The 18,279-nt window shown below is 35.9% G+C and carries 20 protein-coding genes; 14 read left to right on the top strand and 6 right to left on the bottom strand.

The window, feature by feature from the left end; translation table 11 throughout:
- The 4 genes from N0B16_RS11960 to N0B16_RS11945 all read left to right on the top strand — a co-directional run bounded on the left by N0B16_RS11960 (window position 1) and on the right by N0B16_RS11945 (window position 4,437).
- Window positions 1–1,737, top strand: coding sequence for an OstA-like protein (locus tag N0B16_RS11960; RefSeq protein WP_262991179.1), 1,737 nt, complete (start codon window positions 1–3; stop codon window positions 1,735–1,737).
- Window positions 1,738–1,835: 98 nt separating this feature from the next.
- Entirely contained in the window at window positions 1,836–3,011 is a 1,176-nt protein-coding gene (locus tag N0B16_RS11955; protein WP_262991361.1) for an aspartate aminotransferase family protein, read from the top strand.
- Window positions 3,012–3,164: 153 nt separating this feature from the next.
- Window positions 3,165–3,551, top strand: coding sequence for an START-like domain-containing protein (locus tag N0B16_RS11950; RefSeq protein WP_262991178.1), 387 nt, complete (start codon window positions 3,165–3,167; stop codon window positions 3,549–3,551).
- Between the two features lie 76 nt (window positions 3,552–3,627).
- Window positions 3,628–4,437 carry an aminotransferase class IV gene (locus tag N0B16_RS11945; protein WP_262991177.1) on the top strand — a complete coding sequence of 270 codons (810 nt, stop codon included), beginning with the start codon at window positions 3,628–3,630 and terminating at the stop codon, window positions 4,435–4,437.
- A 97-nt stretch (window positions 4,438–4,534) separates the two neighbouring features.
- Here N0B16_RS11945 and N0B16_RS11940 read toward each other — a convergent pair whose 3' ends face one another.
- Window positions 4,535–5,116 (bottom strand): N-acetylmuramoyl-L-alanine amidase family protein, encoded by a 582-nt coding sequence (locus N0B16_RS11940; RefSeq protein ID WP_262991176.1) that lies wholly within the window; start codon window positions 5,114–5,116, stop codon window positions 4,535–4,537.
- Between the two features lie 89 nt (window positions 5,117–5,205).
- A complete protein-coding gene (locus tag N0B16_RS11935; protein ID WP_262991175.1) occupies window positions 5,206–5,754 on the bottom strand; it encodes a YqgE/AlgH family protein in 549 nt (182 codons plus the stop codon).
- A 24-nt stretch (window positions 5,755–5,778) separates the two neighbouring features.
- Between N0B16_RS11935 and pdxH the strand changes: the two genes are divergently transcribed.
- The gene (gene pdxH / locus N0B16_RS11930) at window positions 5,779–6,420 is read left to right on the top strand and encodes a pyridoxamine 5'-phosphate oxidase (RefSeq protein ID WP_262991174.1); all 642 of its coding nucleotides are present in this window, start codon (window positions 5,779–5,781) and stop codon (window positions 6,418–6,420) included.
- Window positions 6,421–6,480: 60 nt separating this feature from the next.
- Here pdxH and N0B16_RS11925 read toward each other — a convergent pair whose 3' ends face one another.
- Entirely contained in the window at window positions 6,481–6,795 is a 315-nt protein-coding gene (locus N0B16_RS11925) for an HU family DNA-binding protein (protein ID WP_262991173.1), read from the bottom strand.
- 393 nt (window positions 6,796–7,188) lie between these two features.
- On the opposite strand from N0B16_RS11925, the gene panD reads away from it, so the two are divergent.
- Entirely contained in the window at window positions 7,189–7,539 is a 351-nt protein-coding gene (gene panD / locus N0B16_RS11920) for an aspartate 1-decarboxylase (RefSeq protein WP_056033595.1), read from the top strand.
- Between the two features lie 3 nt (window positions 7,540–7,542).
- Window positions 7,543–8,622, top strand: a complete 1,080-nt coding sequence (locus N0B16_RS11915; protein WP_262991172.1) for a lysylphosphatidylglycerol synthase transmembrane domain-containing protein — start codon at window positions 7,543–7,545, stop codon at window positions 8,620–8,622.
- Window positions 8,623–8,746: 124 nt separating this feature from the next.
- Here N0B16_RS11915 and N0B16_RS11910 read toward each other — a convergent pair whose 3' ends face one another.
- Entirely contained in the window at window positions 8,747–10,765 is a 2,019-nt protein-coding gene (locus tag N0B16_RS11910) for a M3 family metallopeptidase (RefSeq protein ID WP_262991171.1), read from the bottom strand.
- A 186-nt stretch (window positions 10,766–10,951) separates the two neighbouring features.
- On the opposite strand from N0B16_RS11910, the gene N0B16_RS11905 reads away from it, so the two are divergent.
- The gene (locus N0B16_RS11905; protein WP_262991170.1) at window positions 10,952–11,485 is read left to right on the top strand and encodes an SRPBCC family protein; all 534 of its coding nucleotides are present in this window, start codon (window positions 10,952–10,954) and stop codon (window positions 11,483–11,485) included.
- Window positions 11,486–11,520: 35 nt separating this feature from the next.
- Here the strand turns inward: N0B16_RS11905 and N0B16_RS11900 are convergent, their stop codons facing one another.
- Entirely contained in the window at window positions 11,521–11,877 is a 357-nt protein-coding gene (locus N0B16_RS11900) for a DUF805 domain-containing protein (RefSeq protein ID WP_262991169.1), read from the bottom strand.
- 72 nt (window positions 11,878–11,949) lie between these two features.
- On the opposite strand from N0B16_RS11900, the gene N0B16_RS11895 reads away from it, so the two are divergent.
- The 5 genes from N0B16_RS11895 (at window position 11,950) to rimM (ending at window position 15,525) form a co-directional block, all read left to right on the top strand.
- Window positions 11,950–12,399 carry a GreA/GreB family elongation factor gene (locus N0B16_RS11895; protein WP_262991168.1) on the top strand — a complete coding sequence of 150 codons (450 nt, stop codon included), beginning with the start codon at window positions 11,950–11,952 and terminating at the stop codon, window positions 12,397–12,399.
- A 46-nt stretch (window positions 12,400–12,445) separates the two neighbouring features.
- Entirely contained in the window at window positions 12,446–12,958 is a 513-nt protein-coding gene (locus tag N0B16_RS11890) for a nitroreductase family protein (protein WP_262991167.1), read from the top strand.
- Between the two features lie 14 nt (window positions 12,959–12,972).
- The gene (locus tag N0B16_RS11885) at window positions 12,973–14,280 is read left to right on the top strand and encodes a cryptochrome/photolyase family protein (protein WP_262991166.1); all 1,308 of its coding nucleotides are present in this window, start codon (window positions 12,973–12,975) and stop codon (window positions 14,278–14,280) included.
- A 111-nt stretch (window positions 14,281–14,391) separates the two neighbouring features.
- Window positions 14,392–14,970, top strand: coding sequence for a 30S ribosomal protein S16 (locus N0B16_RS11880; protein WP_262991165.1), 579 nt, complete (start codon window positions 14,392–14,394; stop codon window positions 14,968–14,970).
- Between the two features lie 12 nt (window positions 14,971–14,982).
- A complete protein-coding gene (gene rimM, locus N0B16_RS11875; protein WP_262991164.1) occupies window positions 14,983–15,525 on the top strand; it encodes a ribosome maturation factor RimM in 543 nt (180 codons plus the stop codon).
- Window positions 15,526–15,594: 69 nt separating this feature from the next.
- Here rimM and N0B16_RS11870 read toward each other — a convergent pair whose 3' ends face one another.
- Window positions 15,595–15,996: a GlcG/HbpS family heme-binding protein gene (locus tag N0B16_RS11870; RefSeq protein ID WP_262991163.1), complete on the bottom strand. Its 402-nt coding sequence runs from the start codon at window positions 15,994–15,996 to the stop codon at window positions 15,595–15,597.
- A gap of 165 nt (window positions 15,997–16,161) precedes the next feature.
- Between N0B16_RS11870 and asnS the strand changes: the two genes are divergently transcribed.
- Window positions 16,162–17,610, top strand: a complete 1,449-nt coding sequence (gene asnS / locus N0B16_RS11865) for an asparagine--tRNA ligase (protein WP_262991162.1) — start codon at window positions 16,162–16,164, stop codon at window positions 17,608–17,610.
- The last annotated feature ends 669 nt before the right edge of the window (window positions 17,611–18,279 follow it).

Here is an 18,279-nt window from a genome sequence, read left to right as displayed (position 1 = left end):
ATGAGACTGATTCTTTTTCTGTTTACTTTTTTATCTGCAATCACATTTGCACAGGTCACTCCAAAACCTGCGCAGCGGGATCCTTATTTGCAAAAACCCGCTACTGCCAAACCACAGTTGGCAAAACCGGGAGATAAAGTGAGGATAATTCATGCTGATGAAATTAAAAAAGATACAAAGTATGATGGGAACAGATATTTTGTGGGAAATGTACAGATAGAACATCAGGGCTCAATATTATATGCTGATGAACTGGTTGTGTATGATAAAGAAAACTTTGTGAGAGCAATCGGTAATACAAAACTGCAAAATTCTGATGGATCTGTTATTACTGCCGGTGAAATGGAATATGATGCAGATACTCAAAAAGGAGTGGCCAGAAAAGATGTAGTTCTTACTGATCCTAAAGGTACGATTATCAAAACCGATATCATGTATTATGACCGGGTTTCAAACCAGGCGTATTATAATACAGGAGGAACCATTAATGACGGAAAAAGCACTACCTATTCAAAATCAGCGACTTATTTTTTAACGACCAGAACGGTTGATCTTACAGGAACCGTTAAAATTGTAGACCGGGAATATACACTGGAAGGAAATAATGTGGTTCAGAATCAGAATACCAATATTGTTACCATCAACGGATATACGGTTATTACCAATAATAAAAATCCAAAGAACAGGATTATTACCGATAAAGGGACTCACAATCTCAATACAAAAGAATCGTTTCTTACTAAAAATTCACGGATTTATTACAATGATAAAATCCTTACCGGAGATGAGATGTATTACAATCAACTCACCGGTTTCGGGACCGCTACAGGGAATGTTACTTTAGATGATCCTTACGAAAAAAGATACCTGAAAGGTGGGTACGGAGAAATCTTTGAAAAGAAAGATTCTGCGATGATGACTAAAAATCCTTATGCCGTAAAAATTCTCGAGAAAGACTCTATTTATTTTGCTGCCGAAAAAATTCTCTCCTACCAAAAACTGGATGCTGCAAACGTTAAAAAAAGCTATCTGAGAGCGTTTAAAAAAGCCAGGATATACAAATCAAATGCACAGGGAAGAGCAGACTCCATCGCTTTTAATGAAACCGACGGGATTATGCATATGTATACCAAACCCATCTTGTGGAGTGGACAAAAACAAGTGACGGGAGATAAAGTTGAAGCCTATTTTAATACGGAAACCGAAAATATAGACTCCCTGAAAGTGATCGGAAACGGTTTTGCGATCAGCAAAGCAGATTCGCTTAATATGAAAGACGAGTTTAACCAGGTGAAAGGAAAACTCATGACGGTGTATTACGAAGGCAAACAGATCAAAGATGTAAGAGTAATCGGAAATGCACAGGCGATTACCTATGCAGATGATTTTAATGAAAAAACAAAACAGAACGAAAGGATCGGCGTCACTCTTTCATCCTGCGGAATTATCGGTGCCTTGTTTGAAGAGCAGAAATTGCAAATTATCTCATGCAGCATCGGCGCTTTATCCTCCACATTTCCGATGAGTAAAATAGAACCTGAAAAACAAAAATTCCCGGATTTCAACTGGAACACCCGCGACCGGATCAGGAAATGGCAGGATATTCTCGTAGATACGCCCAATTATGAGGAAATAAAATACGAATCCGAAAATTCACTCTACGATCAGGCTCAGGAAGCCATTAATAAACAAAAAGCGGCAGAAGAAGCCAAAAAGCCGAAAAGAGTCAGAAAATAATAAAAAGATCAGTGTAAAGCTGGTCTTTTTTATGGACGATTCATTTCGGCATCTGATGAATGTTTTTTAGCTTTGCTGAAATTTTTCATATCATGGAAATCAAAAAAGATTTTTTCACGTATCAGGCGCAGACTACGCCATTTGCAGCAGGTTTTGAAGTTGAAAAAGCAGAAGGAAGCTATATTTTCGGGAAAAACGGAAAAAAATATCTTGATTTCGTAGCGGGCGTTTCTGCCAATACTTTAGGGCATTCGCATCCTAAAATTATAGATGCCATCAAAAAACAGGCAGACCAATATCTCCACGTGATGGTGTATGGAGAATATGCACAGGAAAAACCTGTTGAATTATGCAGGTTGCTAGCAGAATCTACTCCGGATCCTTTAGAAATTACCTATTTGGTCAATAGTGGTGCAGAAGCTATTGACGGAAGCCTGAAACTCGCCAAAAGATATACCGGAAGAGAAGAAATCATTTCTTTCAAAAACTCATATCATGGCAATACACACGGAGCCTTAAGTGTTTCAGGAAATGAATACCACAAAAGAGAATTCCGGCCGTTGCTTCCGATGGTATCTTTTATTGAATTCAATAATGAAAATGATTTTGATCAAATTACCGAAAAAACAGCCTGTGTTATTTTAGAAACCATTCAGGGTGCGGCAGGTTTTTTAGTTCCTAATGGTAATTATTTGATAAAACTAAAAGCCAGATGTGAAGAAGTAGGGGCCTTGTTGATTCTTGATGAGATCCAGCCCGGATTCGGAAGAACAGGAAAACTGTTTTCATTTGAACACTTCGGTATCGTTCCGGATATTCTGGTGATGGGAAAAGGAATGGGAGGTGGTGTTCCGGTAGGCGCATTTATGAGTTCAAGAAAAATCATGGAAACGCTTTCTCATTCTCCGAAGTTGGGTCATATCACTACTTTTGGCGGCAATCCGTTAATTGCGGCGGCTTCTCATGCGACATTAAAAGAGGTTTTAGACAGCGGTCTGATGAATGATATCGACCGTAAAGAGCAGCTTTACCGAAAACTTCTGATACATCCCAAAATTAAAAATATCAACGGCAAAGGTTTGATGCTTGCCGTGAATTTAGGCTCGCCGGAATTTACTTTAGAGGTGGCAAAAAGATGCATGGATAAAGGGCTGATTGTTTTCTGGCAGCTGTACAGAAATGAATATCTGAGAATTTCTCCGCCTTTGACAATTTCTGAAAATGAAATTGCGGAAGGATGTCAGATTATTCTAAATGTTTTGAATGAAATCTGATGAATTATTTCTAAGAAAAATCATAATCTGCTCACCAAAACCTCAGCTCAAAAGCTTCTGATAAATATCATCCTTATTATATAAAAAAATAAATACATTTTTGTGTAATAAAAAAATTAATTTATATATTGCGTGACGTTAAAAATAAGTTATATGGCGAAACATAAAGTCCATTACGAATTTCCAATGCACTGTCTATCAGAGATATTGTATGAATATCTTGCGAGTGCGGAAGGTTTATCGGAGTGGTTTGCAGATGATGTAGTAGAGAAAGGTGACGATTTCTATTTTAGTTGGGGTGGAGGTTCTGAAGAAAAGGCAACTTTAATAAGATATAAGCCCGAAGGTTTCGTGCGTTTCAGATGGGAAGAAGATGAAGGGACGAAAAATTTCTTTGAAATGACCATCACCATTGATGATATTACTGAAGATCTGGCTCTGAATATTACCGATTTCTGTGAAGAAGGAGATGAGGAAGAAAATGCGTTGTATTGGGAAAATCTTATCGAAAATCTTAGAATAAAATTAGGTGCTGCTTAATAAAGCTGCAGGATTATAAACACAAAAACTGATGGACGATTTATCGTTCATTATTTTTTTATAAAATCATCATACATTGGAAAACACATATTTTACTTCGGAAGATATAGAATTGAAAAACAGGGCTTTTCTTTCGGGAGATGCAGTACGGGTTTCTTTTTTTATAAGAAATTCTATGTTGATTATGGATGAAGAATGCTATTTTTTCCTGATGGCCTCCATGAGAAAAATGCGTATGAATATTCCGCTCACCTATACATTAGAGTTTTTTCAGGCTCTATTTAATGAGAATATTATTCAGCAGAGAAATATAAAAAACGGGATCATTCATTTTCTGGTATTCAGAAATTCAGATGGGTCTTCACTGGCGAAATCTTCGGTGGCGTATTATTTTGAAGTGACTGAGATGCATGATGTCTTAGAAATTCATTCCAAAGCTTTAGAATTGGATTTAATAAAAGAAATTAATGTTAACAATAACCTTCTGAGCAATATCAGAGTACACTCTCCGGAAAACATCTATGCAGGAATTTATGCACAGGAAAACGATCTTGATGATGTCATTCTCCTGAATCCAAATAAAAGAATAGCACGTGCTGCTTCCGGGAATCTGCTTTTTATGGAAGGGAATATCATTAAAGTTGCCAAACAGTCTGAAGGAGCGTATATATCGCCTTTAATGGAAAATTTTGTTACTTTTCTTCATAAAAATAATCTTGCAGATATTCAGGAACATGAATTGATTGCTTTTGAATCTCAGAAAGCAGAAGAAATTCTATTAATCTCCGACGAAAAAGGGATATTTTCGGTAAAAAAAATTAGGAATAAAGTTTTTGAAACATCCCGTTTTTCAGAACTGGTAGAAAGCTGGAAAAACAGTTTTTAAACCTTCCCAAAATTGACAAACCCGGTAAACAACCTATAAGATAAGTCCTTTATCGGGTTTTATTCTGAAATGATCAGAATATTGTATTTATAAACGATTACTGTTCGTTAAAAATTTCAATAAATTTTTGTGCCGTTTCTTTCTGTCCCAGATCGCTGTTCAGATAGTCTCTGTCTTTAGTGCTGTTTATAAATCCCATTTCTACCAGTACAGCAGGAGATTTAGATTCTTTCAGGATTTTAAGATCTTTTGTCTGAACAGGGCACTGACCTAACTTTTCAGAAACTTTCTGAGCAATTTTTTTTGATGAATCGGAATTCTGAATATAAATTTCGTGTCCTTGTTTTGTCGATTCTTTTTCCGGACTGCTGTTGAGATGCAGAGAAACGACCATTTTAGGATTCAGGCGGTTTATTTTTTCAATTCTTTCTGCAAGGCTTACGTCAGAATCATCGCCTCTTGTAAGCATAATCTCGTATTTATCCTGAGAAGTACTCATCTCTTTGATGAGAGAAGCCACTTTTAACGTGATTTGCTTTTCAGATATCGTTTCGTAAACAGCTCCCATATCATTTCCGCCATGTCCTGCATCGATAACAATAACCGGTTTGTCAACAGGCTTAAAGGAAAAAAAAGCAGCTGCAAAAAGCGGTACAAAAAGTAGTTTTTTAAGGTTCATAGTGAAATGCTTATTATTAAACAACGCGCGGTGTCAGGTAAAATTGTCTAATATATCCTAAAAGAATGTTAATATTGTTGTAATAAAAATCAGTTGAGTGAAATATCCTCCGGAGCATTGGCCCATAACAGAAATTCGCCACCCAGGTTCTGCATGATTGACTTCCATAAAGTCTGGTCATTCGGAAGTGTATAATCCAAATTGTACACTTCTACAACCGTCCATAATTTGCGCAAAACTTCACTTTCAAGCTGTGATGCAGACCAACCGGAATAGCCTGAAAATATTTTTACATCTTCAATAGCGATCTCACTATTTAAAACAGCCGTTATTACTTTTTCGATATCTTCGGTAAGATAAAACTCATCGTTAATTTCGGTAAACTCTTCTGTAATTTTTTTTCCTTTGATCAGCATCAGGACTTTATCATTTTCTACCGGACCGCCGTCGTATACTTCTATCTTGAAGTCAAAAAAATTATTAAACTTATCACTTACTTTGGCATTTTTCTTATTGAGGATCAATCCGAACGCACCATTTTCGTCATGGTTAATAATGAGCACTACCGATCTGGAAAAAATATCACCCGAGATATCCGGTGTGGAAATTAATATTTTACCTTTGTATGAGTAATTCATACTCAAATTTAATAAAAATTATTTATGGAAAACCTTCACGATAAAAGAAAAATTTACGAAAAATCCCAACTTATTGAAAGTGAGATCAAACAGAATCCTATTGAGCAGTTCAGAGACTGGTTTTCAGAAGCGTCAGAAAATCCGTCGATTTCTGAAGCAAATGCGATGTCTGTTGCTACGGTTGAGGAAGACGGCTGTCCGCGCACAAGAATGGTTTTACTTAAAGAATATACGTATGAGGGTTTTGTTTTTTATACCAATTATGAAAGCAGGAAGGGAAGGTCGATTGAGAAAAACCATAAAGCATGTCTTCATTTTTTCTGGCCGGGATTAGAGAGGCAAATTATTATCAAAGCAGATCTGGAAAAAATCGCTGAAAATATGAGTGACGGATATTTCCATTCCAGACCCAAAGGAAGCCAGCTCGGTGCAGCGGTTTCGCCGCAAAGCCAGATCATTCCCGACAGGGCTTTTTTAGAAGAAAAGCTGAAAAAAATGGAACTTGAATTTGAAAACGCTGAAGTTCCCAGACCTGAAAACTGGGGAGGATATATTGCAAAACCGTATGAGATAGAATTCTGGCAGGGAAGGCCCAATCGATTGCATGACAGGATTTTGTATACATTAAAAGATGTTGACTGGGAAATTTCCCGGCTTGCTCCATAAATTGACATAAAAAAAGGCTGTTCCTAAAAAAGATCAGCCTTGTTTTTTTATTAAGAAATTTTATTTCTTCTTTTTTCCCCCTGCAGCCGGTGTCATCGCAGTAGAAACAGCATTTGATAAATCTGCACCTGCTTTAAATTTAGCAACGGTTTTAGCAGCAATGTTAATTGGCTTTTTAGTTGCAGGATTGATCCCTTGTCTTGCAGCTCTTTCAGAAACTGAGAAAGTACCGAATCCTACAAGAGATACTTTACCTTCTTTTGTTTTTAAAGTGTTGGTTACATTAGACATAAATGATTCTAATGCAGCTTTCGCTGCAACTTTAGTAATTCCGGCATCTTTAGCAATTGCGTCGATTAATTCAGACTTGTTCATAATTTTTATATTAAAAGTTAGTTATTGTAGCAAATATAAAACAATTTTCAAATTGTGCAAATTTTTTCTAAAAACTTGTAAATATTTTTATTTTTTCTAAAAAACAATCAAAATTTGATAATTTATATCTTGACCAAAAATCAAGGTTTCACGGAACTAAAATCATGCCAACTGCTTATGTATATTGGCTTTATTAAAAAAGGACAATTTATTTTTATTTTTATTGATTCCAAAATGCGATATTAAATATTAATGATTTTTCTCCTATTGTTATCAACTTATTACATCATATTAAAAATCTTTACTTTATATTGAATTCATCTTCTGTTTTAATAGTATTTCTGAATAGTTTTTAAGAATGATTTTATTAAATATTATTAATAAATTTGCATTATGTTTATAGAAGTATTTAAATCTAAAATTCATCGGGTCAGAGTCACCGCTTCAGACCTCAATTATATAGGAAGTATTACCATTGATGAAGATCTTATCGATGCTGCAGGTTTGGTGGTGGGCGAAAGAGTATATATCGTTAATGTAAATAACGGTGAACGTTTTGACACCTACGTGATTAAAGGAAAAAGAAAATCGGGGGAAGTTTGCTTAAACGGCCCCGCTGCCAGAAAAGTACAGCGAGATGATATAATTATCATCATTGCGTATGCACAGATGTCGCCGGAAGAGGCAAGAGATTTCCAGCCAAAAATTGTTTTCCCGGATGAGAAAACCAACCTTCTTACCTGATGTATGGAAAAAAAATCGACTAGTCCTGTAAAATCAGTTCTTACCATTATTATTTCTCTCGCTTTTGCAGGATTTTTTCTGTGGTTAGCATTACGAGGTTTTGATTTTCCCAAGATTCAGAAATCTTTAGTAAAAGCGAATTATCTCTGGGTTGTATTCGCAGCCGTTTTTGGTGTTCTCGCTTATTGGTTCAGAGCGGTTAGATGGAATCTTCTGTTGGAACCGATGGGATACCATATTTCAACCTCTAATGCATTTTGGACCATCTCTTTCGGATATCTAATGAATTTAACGATTCCGAGAAGTGGGGAAGTAGCCAGAGCTACAGCTTTGTATGGTGTAGAAAAAGTGCCTGTCAGTAAATCGGTTGGTACCATTATTTTAGAACGAGTGATTGATCTTGTATGTATGATGGGTTTTCTTATACTAACGGTTATTTTTAAATTTGATGCTATCGTTTCATTTTACGATTACGTCACTGAAAAAAAGAAGATAAGTACAGAAAAGCATATTCCTAATGGTTTTGAAAAATTTTTACTGTCATTAGGAATTAATGATTTTGATTCTTTTTATCTGATAGTTAAGGTCTGTATTTTACTTTTAATTGCAGGTGTAATTTTCTATTTAATTAAATTTAAAAAGGCTCAGCTTATTAACTTCGGAAAAGGAATTTGGGAGGGAATTGCTTCAATTTCAAAACTGCAAAAAAAGGGAAAATTCATTCTCTATACCATCGGAATCTGGGTTTGCTATTATATGGCAACTTATCTCGTTTGTTTTGCACTGCCTGAAACATCAGATTTCACCATCGCAGACGGTTTTTTCATTATTGTAGTAGGAACTTTAGGCATGATTGTTCCGGCAAGTGGCGGAATCGGCGCATTTAATCTTGCCATGAAATTCGGTTTTATGGCCCTGTTTCTTTCGATGGGTAAAAGTGCAGAATTTGGCGGCGAGATCGGGCTTACCTATTCCTTTATTTCTTTACCACTACAGATTATAATCATGCTGATAACCGGTTTGCTTTCAATTCCTATTTTGGCAAAAGCAAGAACGAAAGTAGCTGAAAATCCGGTTGTGTAAATAGATTTTTACTTTTTAGTACTGTAAGAAATATAGATGGAAGGTTTTCATCTTCTGACGACAGCGCTTCTTAATTAAGTTTCTATTCCACCACCACTGTTTTTTAAATTAATCTGCAGGCATTTTAACCAAATGCTCTTTTTAGCAAACTCTCTACTTTCGGCTCGCTTCCTCTGAAGTTTTTATACAGTTCCATAGGATCTTTTGTACCGCCGGATGAAAGAAGAATTTTATATTTTGCGGCAATTTTGGGGTTGAAGATTCCGTTTTCTTTAAAATAATGAAATGCATCGGCATCCAAAACTTCTGCCCATTTATAAGAATAATATCCTGCAGAATAACCGCCCTGGAAAATATGTGAAAAACTTGGGCTCATAGCAGTTTCAGGATTTGACGGGTATAATTGTATCGCTTTTGTGTATTTGTCTTCAAAATCTTTTATACTCATCGTTGCCAATTCACCCACTTTCGTATGATAATTCATATCTAAGATTCCGAAACCGAGCTGTCTCATGGTTTGATATCCTTCCATAAAGTTTTTAGACTGTTCGATCTTTTCAATTTTTTCATTCGGGAGAACTTCACCGGTTTGATAATGTTTTGCAAAAGTTTTTAAAAACTCGGGTTCATAGCAAAAATTTTCCAGGAACTGAGAAGGCAGTTCCACAAAATCCCATTTTACAGAAGTTCCGGAGAGGGTAGGATATTGTGTATCGGCTAATATTCCGTGAAGAGCGTGGCCAAATTCATGGAATAATGTGGTCACTTCCTGAAACGTCAGTAAACTCGGGGTGTCTTTTGTAGGTTTGGTAAAATTGCAGACGATAGAAATATGGGGACGTGAATTTTCGCCATTTTTTCTGTACTGATTTTTGTAGCTCGTCATCCAGGCTCCGGCTCTTTTTCCTTTTCTCGGAAAATAATCTACATAAAGAAGCGCTTTATATTCGTCGTTTTCTTTTACTTCATATACTTTGACATCGTCATGATATTTAGGAATATCATTTCTTTCTTTGAAAGTAAGACCGAATAAAGTATTTGCTAAGCCAAAAACAGCGTCCTGGACGTGATTTAACGGAAAATAAGGTCTTAATTCTTCATCATTCAGGTCATATTTTGCTTTACGGAGCTTTTCGGCGTAGTACGCGTGGTCATATCCCTGTATTTCATCAATTCCATCTGTTTTTGCAAGAGATTTTAATTCTTCAATTTCTTTTTCAGCATAAGGCTTCGCCTTGGTCAGCAGTTCATTTAAAAAATCCAGAACTTTTGCAGGAGATTTTGCCATCCTTTCTTCTAAAACATATTCTGCATAATTTTCATATCCTAACAATTCTGCTTTTTGCTGTTTCAACTGCAGAAGGTCTTTAATTAAATCCTGATTGTCAAACTCACCGCCATCGAATGATTTTTTACCGTTTGCCAAGGCAAGTTCCTTTCTCAGTCCACGGTTTTCGGCGTAGGTCATTAGCGGAATGTAGCTTGGATATTGCAGTGTCACCACCCATCCTTCAAGGTTTCTTTCTTTTGCCTCTTCGGCATATTGCTCGATGATGGTTTCAGGAATTCCAGCTAAATCTGATTTGCGGGTAATATGTTTAAAATAATTATTGGTAGAAGCCAGGACATTTTGCCCGAACTGAAGTGATTTTAAAGATAAATCCATATTGATTTTCTTCAGCTTTTCTTTATCCACCTCATTTAGTAAGGCACCACTTCTCACAAAACCTTTGTAGGTTTCATTTAAAAGCATTTGCTGTTCCTCATTCAGATTATAATGATCCTTTTGGTCGTAAACAATTTTGATTTTACGGAATAAAGCTTCGTTTTGAGAAATTTTTGATGAATATTCAGTTAGGATCGGCGACACTTCCTGAGCGATATGCTGCAGCTCATCACTGGTTTCAGCTGAATTTAAATTGAAAAATATGTTGGATACCCGATCCAGTTTTTCACCCGAATACGCCAAAGCTTCAATCACATTTTCAAAATCAGGTTCTGAAGGATTTTTAACAATAGAATCAATCTCATCTTCAGATTCCCGGATTAATTTTTCAAACGCAGGGAAATAATCTTCATTATTAATTTCATTGAAAGGAGCTGACTGATATGGAGGAGTAAAATTTTCCGTTAAAATATTCATGATGTGTTATATTAATTTTGCCTAAGCAATCTGGTGTTTAATAGCAATGTTGTGCATAGAGCATAACAAAAATACTTTTTTACAGATAATCTTGTCATATGGAAAGAAAACTTTTAGATAGATTAACTATTTTTGAAAAAAATTAACATAAATAATATCAATTTTATAACTTAGTAAACAACAACTATGAAAAAAATCTTAAAATTTCTGGGGATAATTATTCTGATCTTTATTGCATATGCAGTTATTGCGATGTTGGCTTTCAGTAAAAATTATCATTTTGAAAAATCAATGGTGATTAATGCTCCAAAAGAAAAAGTGTGGCAGCAGGTAAGTTCTATGAAAGCATTCAATCAGTGGAATCCCTGGATGAAATTAGATAAAAACATGAAAATTGCCTATACAGGAACTTCAGGGGAAGTTGGAGATAAATACTGTTGGGACAGCAAAAATGATTCAGCCGGGAAAGGATGTCAGGAAATTAAAGAACTGATCATGAATGAAAAGCAAAAAACGCAAATGACTTTTTTCAAACCTTTTGCAGGGGATGCTACATCAGATATCAGGCTTGCTTCCGAAGGAAATGGGACAAAAGTCATCTGGACGATGGATACCGAACAGGACGCGATGATGAAAATTATGCGGCCGGTAATGGATTACCAAATGGGTAAATCTTACGGAGAAGGTCTTGAGAATCTTAAAAAACTCATTGAGCAATAATAAAAAGAGCCTTGAAATTTTCAAGGCTCTTTTTATTAATATTCTCTTTTACCGATTTCGTCAATTGTATAGTAATTTTTATTGCCTTTGGGGTTGTCTCCGTATCTGTTTCTTCCAGGATCACCGTCTACAAAAGCCATTATGATAATATAAAATGGAATAAACTGAAACCAGCCACTATTGCCTAAATCATGGCACCTTTTTGCACCCTGTATAATTCTAAAAACTTGCCCTGCAAACCATACAAACATAGTGATCAGATAAAATAATGAAAATCGGGTAATGGCTGCTAAAATAATAGTAAAGAATAAAGCAGCGATATAAATTACATAAGTTAGTGCAAATTCAGTTCTTGTGATTCTTCCTGAATTTGAAAATACGTTTTGAAACATGGTTTAATTTTTTTGAACTGCAAAAGTAAAATTTATTTTAAAAATATTATCTTTATGTAAAGTTAACGAAGTATGGAGAAGACTGTATTTGAAAAGAATAATATCAGAAATTACGTTAAGACCGTAATTTTAGAGAAAATTGAAAAACTGAAAAACTTTATAGAATTTACATTAGAAGCAAGCCGCGATATCAAAAAGACCCCGAAGTATGACAGTATGCGCGAAGAAATGCAGGAAGAGATTTACCAGATGCAGAAACAGTTTGCCGCGCTCAATGAGCTGAAACAAAATATGGCAAAAGTTCTTCCCGCTGCAACGACAAGGGTACAGTTAGGATCTTTGGTTATTACTAATAAAGCACGTTTTTATATTTCTGTTTCTCTGGGTGAGTTTTTTTTTGAGGGTGACCGGTTTTATGCGATATCCCCTGAAAGCCCGATGGCAAAAAAAATGATGGGAATGAAACCGGGCGAAGAATTTACGCTCAACAAAATCCATCAGCAGATTGTTGAGGTTTTATAGGATTTGTGGCTCCTGACTTTTCTCTTTTTTGCGTAATTTTGTATCTATGAATACAGCAGAAGTTTTAAAAGAAATTATAGAACAGCGAAGAAGCATCTTTCCAAAAGACTATACCGAAACCGGGATTTCACAGGAGATTATTGATGAAATTTTAAATTCGGCAACCTTTGCGCCCAATCATAAACGTACAAAACCATGGCGCTTTAAAATTTTCAGAGGCGACGAAAAAGCAAAACTCGCCTTGGAAATGCAGGAGATTTATCAATCAACCCAGGCTCCGCAGGTTTTTTTAGAGAAAAAATATCAGGATATCGGGTTCAAGATCAATAAAGCCGATACGATAATGTCTATTGTCGTTAATTTTAGCAGCTTAGTTCCTGAGTGGGAAGAAATTGCGGCGGTTTCAATGGCTGTCCAGAACATGTATCTTACCTGTACCGCAAATAAAATCGGCTGTTACTGGAGTTCTCCAAAATTGGTGGATCATCTTAAAAATACATTGCAGATTGAAGAAAACCAAAAATGTCTCGGCCTTTTTTACATGGGAAATATTGAGTAACAGTATATTTACGTATGAAAGAAGAAACTTCAATTTTCTGGTTCCGCAGAGACTTACGCCTGGAAGACAATGTAGGTTTGTCTGAAGCATTACAATCGGGAAACAGTGTGGTTCCGGTTTTTATTTTTGATACCGAAATTCTAAATCAGCTGGAAGATAAAAGTGACAGAAGAGTAGATTACATTCACCAGGCTTTAGAAAATATCAATGCTGAACTGAAAAAATTCGAAAGCTGTCTTCAAATTTATCATGGTAAACCATTGGATGTTTTTAAAAAATTACAACAAGAATTCAATATACGGTCGGTTTTCTGCAACAGAGATTACGAGCCGGCTGCAATCAAAAGAGATCTTGAAATAAAAGAATTTCTCAATGCTGACAATATTGAATTCTGTGATTATAAAGATCAGGTCATTTTTGAGAAAAATGAGATCACAAAAGATAATGGTGAACCGTATACCGTTTATACGCCTTATTCTAAAAAATGGAAGCAAAAGCTTAATGAAGATCATGTAAAATCCGTAAAGATTAATCATAAAAATTTTCAGAAACTTGCGTTTAAAAATATTCTGAGCTTACAAAAAATAGGGTTTGAAAAAACCGATATCGAATTTAAAAAACCTGAACTGGAATCAGAAATAATTGATCATTACGACAAAACAAGGGATTTTCCGGCTCTGAACGGCACGACTCATTTAGGAATTGCCCTTCGTTTCGGAACCATTTCTGTAAGAAAATGTGTAAAATTTGCCTTACAACACAACCAAACCTGGCTGAGTGAGCTGATCTGGAGAGAATTTTTTATGCAGATTTTATTTCACTTCCCAAAAGTGGTTAAAAAATGTTTTAAAGAAAAATATGAACATATTCCGTGGCGGAATAATGAAGAAGAATTCAAAAAATGGTGCATCGGCGAAACAGGATATCCTATTGTAGATGCAGGAATGAGACAGCTGAATCAAACAGGAAGAATGCACAACAGAATCAGGATGGTAGTGGCTAGTTTTCTTACTAAGCACCTTTTGATCGACTGGCGTTGGGGAGAGGCATACTTTGCGAAGAAACTTCTGGATTATGATCTTTCTGCCAACAATGGAAACTGGCAGTGGGCTGCAGGTTGTGGATGCGATGCCGCACCTTATTTCAGGGTTTTTAATCCGGATGAGCAGACCAAAAAGTTTGATAAAGATTTTAAATACATTAAAAAATGGAATCCCGGGTATGAAAATTCTACCCCGGAAAAGAGAATGGTAGAACATACCTTTGCCAGAAACCGTGCGCTGGAAACCTATAAGAAAGGATTAAGCGATTATAAAGATTAATCCTGTTTCTTTTATAAAACATCATTTATACGCTTTGAACTTCCGATATTTTGATTATCTTTGCAGACTTAAATATTTAATCGGGACGAGCTCCCTTAAAATTCAAACATTATGTCAGTAAAAATCAGATTACAAAGACACGGTAAAAAAGGTAAGCCTTTTTTCCACATCGTGGTTGCAGATGCTAGAGCAAGAAGAGATGGTAGATTCATCGAGAAACTAGGTACTTACAACCCAATTACAAACCCTGCAACAATCGATCTTAATGTAGATTCTGCTGTAAAGTGGTTAAATAACGGTGCACAGCCTACTGATACTGCAAGAGCTATTCTTTCTTATAAAGGAGTACTTTACAAAAAACACTTACAAGGTGGTGTTGCTAAAGGTGCTTTTGATGAGGCTGAAGCTGAAAAAAGATTTGCAGCTTGGTTAGAATCTAAAGAACAAAAAGTATTAGGTAAAGTAGAAGGATTATCTAAAGCGCAGGCTGATGCTAAAAAAGCTGCTTTTGATGCTGAAACTAAAGTAAACGAAGCAAGAATTGCTGCTGCTGCACAAGTAGAAGCAGATGCCAAAGCTGCTGAAGAAGCTGCAAACGCACCTGCTGAAGAAGAAGTTGCTGCTGAAACTGAAGCTGCTACAGAAGGAGAAGCTCCTGCTGCTGAAACAGAAGAAAACACTGAAGCTTAAAAAACTCCCTGCATGCGTAAAGAAGATTGCTATTTTTTAGGAAAAATCACACGCAGACATGGACTTGCGGGAAATGTTATCCTGAAACTGGATACTGACCAACCCGAGCTTTATAATAAATTGGAATCAATATTCGTTGAAATCAACGGATTATTGGTTCCTTTTTTTATTGAAAAATCATCTTGGAGCAAACTGGATGCTCTTAATATTGCTTTTAGAAACTCCTCTGAAGCATTGGTAGATCAGTCTCTGGGTAAAAATGTGTATTTACCGCTGACTACTTTACCGAAACTTTCAGGGAAACAATTTTATTACCACGAAATTATCGGCTTCGAAATTCTTGATCAGGATAATAATAATTGTGGTGTGATCCGTTCTGTTAATGATCAGACTGCTCAGAATTATTTTGTGACCAATTTAGACGGAAAAGAAGTGGTTATCCCCATCATTAAAGACTGGATTCTTGAAGTTGACCGTGAAGAACGATTCATCAAGATGCAGCTTCCGGAAGGTTTAATTGACGTTTTCTTGGTTCCTTCCAAAAAAGACGAATAACAGTTTATTAAAATAAAAAAAGCTGGTCTTCAAGAAAACCAACTTTTACTTTTACAATCTATTCAGATTTTATATTACGGCAGCAGCTCCCGCTAAAGCAACTTCATGATCATCTTCAACCGAACTTCCGCTCACACCGATAGAGCCAATAATATTACCTGAAGGATCTTTAATCAAAACCCCTCCCGGAAATGAGATCAACCCATTATTGGAATGTTCAATATTATATAAAGGCTGACCCGGCTGTGAAAGTTTTCCGATTTCACCCGTATTCATATTAAAGTATCGTGCTGTTTTTGCTTTTTTCTGCGCAATATCTATGGAGCCGATCCACGCATCATCCATTTTGGCGAAAGCGACCAGATTAGCGCCGCTGTCCATTACAGCAATATTCATTTTCACGTTCATTTCACTTGATTTTTCAAGGGCCGCTTTGATGGCTTGCAGAGCCTGTTCTAATGTAATATTCATAGTTTAATTTACTTATTACCAAATTTACAAAAATTTTATTCTAAAAAGATTTATTAATTAAATGAACGTAATCAAAATCTGTCAGTGTAAATAAAACTAAAAGTTCCCACGTTTTTTGTAAATTTGCACACATTAATTTTTTATATAAAATTTATCAATCAACAAATGAAAAAGCAGACGATTAAAGAAGTTCTACAGGATTACAAAAAAGTATTACATCATGACATTACCGTGTACGGTTGGGTGAGAGCCTTCCGTTCAAATCGCTTTATTGCGCTTAATGATGGTTCTACGATTAATAATTTGCAGATTGTTGTTGATTTCGAAAATTTTGATGCAGATATAATCAGTAAAATAAGTACTGCATCTTCCTTAAAAGTAACAGGTGAGGTGGTAGAAAGCCAGGGAGCCGGTCAAACCGTAGAGATTATTGCTAAAAAAATCATCATTTTAGGAGATAACTTTACCGAAGAAAGAGATAAAACGATTCTTCAGCCAAAAAAACACTCATTGGAAGTGTTAAGAGAACAGGCGCATTTAAGATTCAGAACCAATCTATTTGGGGCAGTCTTCAGAGTACGTCATGCGGTAAGCTTTGCTATTCATTCATTCTTTAATAAAAATCAGTTTTTCTATATTAATACACCCATTGTTACAGGTGCAGATGCAGAAGGGGCGGGAGAAATGTTTGGCGTTACCAATTTTGATCTGAACAATATTCCGAGAGATGAGCAGGGTGATATCGATTTTGCTCAGGATTTCTTTGGAAAAAAAACCAATTTGACAGTTTCGGGACAGTTGGAAGGCGAAACCGCAGCAATGGGATTAGGAAGAATCTACACGTTCGGTCCAACTTTCCGCGCAGAAAATTCCAACACAACCCGTCATTTGGCAGAATTCTGGATGATCGAGCCGGAAGTTGCCTTCAATAATCTTGAAGATAATATTGATTTGGCAGAAGATTTTCTGAAATATGTGATTCAGTATGTTTTAAATAACTGTAAAGATGACCTCGAGTTTTTAGACAAACGCTTTGAAGAAGAACAGAAAACAAAACCGGAAAAAGAAAGAGCCAAAGAAGGCTTGATTGAAAAGTTAGAAAATGTAATTGCAAAACGTTTCAAAAGAGTAAGCTATACAGAAGCGATTGAGATTTTATTAAATTCAAAAGAAAATAAAAAAGGAAAGTTTGTTTATCCTATTGAAGAGTGGGGAGCAGATCTTCAGTCTGAGCACGAAAGATTCTTAGTTGAAAAACATTTTGAATGTCCGGTCGTTCTTTTTGATTATCCAAAAGAAATCAAAGCGTTCTACATGAAGCTGAACGATGACAACAAAACCGTTGCCGCGATGGATGTGCTTTTCCCGGGAATTGGCGAAATCATTGGCGGATCAGAAAGAGAAGCAAGATTAGAGGTATTAAAAAATAAAATGAAGGAGATGCATGTTGACGAGCATGAGCTTTGGTGGTATCTTGACACGAGAAAATTCGGATCGGTTCCTCATGCTGGTTTTGGTTTAGGTCTGGAAAGATTAGTCCTTTTTGTAACAGGTATGACCAACATTCGTGACGTGATTCCTTTCCCAAGGACTCCGAAAAATGCGGAATTTTAATTCAATTTTATCTTATATAAATTATGTTTCTGATTTCAGGGACATTTTTTATTTATAATCCTATTTTTCCGGGAGCTTTTTCCCGCTTTCCACTGTATCTTTTTTGCGGGGGATCTGCGCTTCGCTCCGTCCCCCGCAAAAAAGGATGCCGTTTCTATCGGGGCTAGATAATAACAATACTCATGAATTTTTAAAATAAGTATGGCTAATTTTATTATTGAAATATATACATCAATAACTATTTACAATATATTATAATGTACTTATGAGCGGAATATATAAGCTATATGAGATGAATTTGCTGTTGATGTTCAATCATTGTACATTGTGGATAACTATAATGCAGCGGGTAACAAATATTCCATCAGTGTTTTAACTTTATAATTTTCCACAATCAAAATATTAGATTCCCAAACCCTTGCTTTGTGTAGAGGCCTGCCGTATCTTTGCCCCACTGAAAAACTGAGAAGTTTGGAGGAAGCGAAGGAGAGGCCTTTCGGGGCTGTAAGGATTAGGGGAGCTTTATTATAGTGATATAATGGGATACGGATTTAAAATAGATATTTAATTTTTGGTTAAAAAATTTGGTATTGATAAAAAGGTTTGTATCTTTGCAGTCCGGTAAAACGGGGCGCAGGAGTGGGTAATGATTGTAAGGTTTAAGGATTT

It is taken from the genome of Chryseobacterium gilvum, from assembly GCF_025628965.1.
Lineage (GTDB): Bacteria > Bacteroidota > Bacteroidia > Flavobacteriales > Weeksellaceae > Chryseobacterium > Chryseobacterium gilvum.
This window is presented reverse-complemented; position numbering and strand designations above follow the sequence as displayed.

What these genes read in the sequence shown, in the direction of transcription:
- N0B16_RS11895 (WP_262991168.1), top strand. Translation starts at nt 11,950, where the DNA reads ATGGAGAAGACTGTATTTGAAAAGAATAATATCAGAAATTACGTTAAG.
- N0B16_RS11885 (WP_262991166.1), top strand. Translation starts at nt 12,973, where the DNA reads ATGAAAGAAGAAACTTCAATTTTCTGGTTCCGCAGAGACTTACGCCTG.
- N0B16_RS11940 (WP_262991176.1), bottom strand. Translation starts at nt 5,116, where the DNA reads ATGAACCTTAAAAAACTACTTTTTGTACCGCTTTTTGCAGCTGCTTTT.
- N0B16_RS11915 (WP_262991172.1), top strand. Translation starts at nt 7,543, where the DNA reads ATGGAAAAAAAATCGACTAGTCCTGTAAAATCAGTTCTTACCATTATT.
- N0B16_RS11890 (WP_262991167.1), top strand. Translation starts at nt 12,446, where the DNA reads ATGAATACAGCAGAAGTTTTAAAAGAAATTATAGAACAGCGAAGAAGC.
- N0B16_RS11925 (WP_262991173.1), bottom strand. Translation starts at nt 6,795, where the DNA reads ATGAACAAGTCTGAATTAATCGACGCAATTGCTAAAGATGCCGGAATT.
- N0B16_RS11905 (WP_262991170.1), top strand. Translation starts at nt 10,952, where the DNA reads ATGAAAAAAATCTTAAAATTTCTGGGGATAATTATTCTGATCTTTATT.
- N0B16_RS11910 (WP_262991171.1), bottom strand. Translation starts at nt 10,765, where the DNA reads ATGAATATTTTAACGGAAAATTTTACTCCTCCATATCAGTCAGCTCCT.
- N0B16_RS11960 (WP_262991179.1), top strand. Translation starts at nt 1, where the DNA reads ATGAGACTGATTCTTTTTCTGTTTACTTTTTTATCTGCAATCACATTT.
- N0B16_RS11880 (WP_262991165.1), top strand. Translation starts at nt 14,392, where the DNA reads ATGTCAGTAAAAATCAGATTACAAAGACACGGTAAAAAAGGTAAGCCT.
- N0B16_RS11950 (WP_262991178.1), top strand. Translation starts at nt 3,165, where the DNA reads ATGGCGAAACATAAAGTCCATTACGAATTTCCAATGCACTGTCTATCA.
- N0B16_RS11935 (WP_262991175.1), bottom strand. Translation starts at nt 5,754, where the DNA reads ATGAATTACTCATACAAAGGTAAAATATTAATTTCCACACCGGATATC.
- N0B16_RS11870 (WP_262991163.1), bottom strand. Translation starts at nt 15,996, where the DNA reads ATGAATATTACATTAGAACAGGCTCTGCAAGCCATCAAAGCGGCCCTT.
- N0B16_RS11900 (WP_262991169.1), bottom strand. Translation starts at nt 11,877, where the DNA reads ATGTTTCAAAACGTATTTTCAAATTCAGGAAGAATCACAAGAACTGAA.
- panD (WP_056033595.1), top strand. Translation starts at nt 7,189, where the DNA reads ATGTTTATAGAAGTATTTAAATCTAAAATTCATCGGGTCAGAGTCACC.
- rimM (WP_262991164.1), top strand. Translation starts at nt 14,983, where the DNA reads ATGCGTAAAGAAGATTGCTATTTTTTAGGAAAAATCACACGCAGACAT.
- pdxH (WP_262991174.1), top strand. Translation starts at nt 5,779, where the DNA reads ATGGAAAACCTTCACGATAAAAGAAAAATTTACGAAAAATCCCAACTT.
- asnS (WP_262991162.1), top strand. Translation starts at nt 16,162, where the DNA reads ATGAAAAAGCAGACGATTAAAGAAGTTCTACAGGATTACAAAAAAGTA.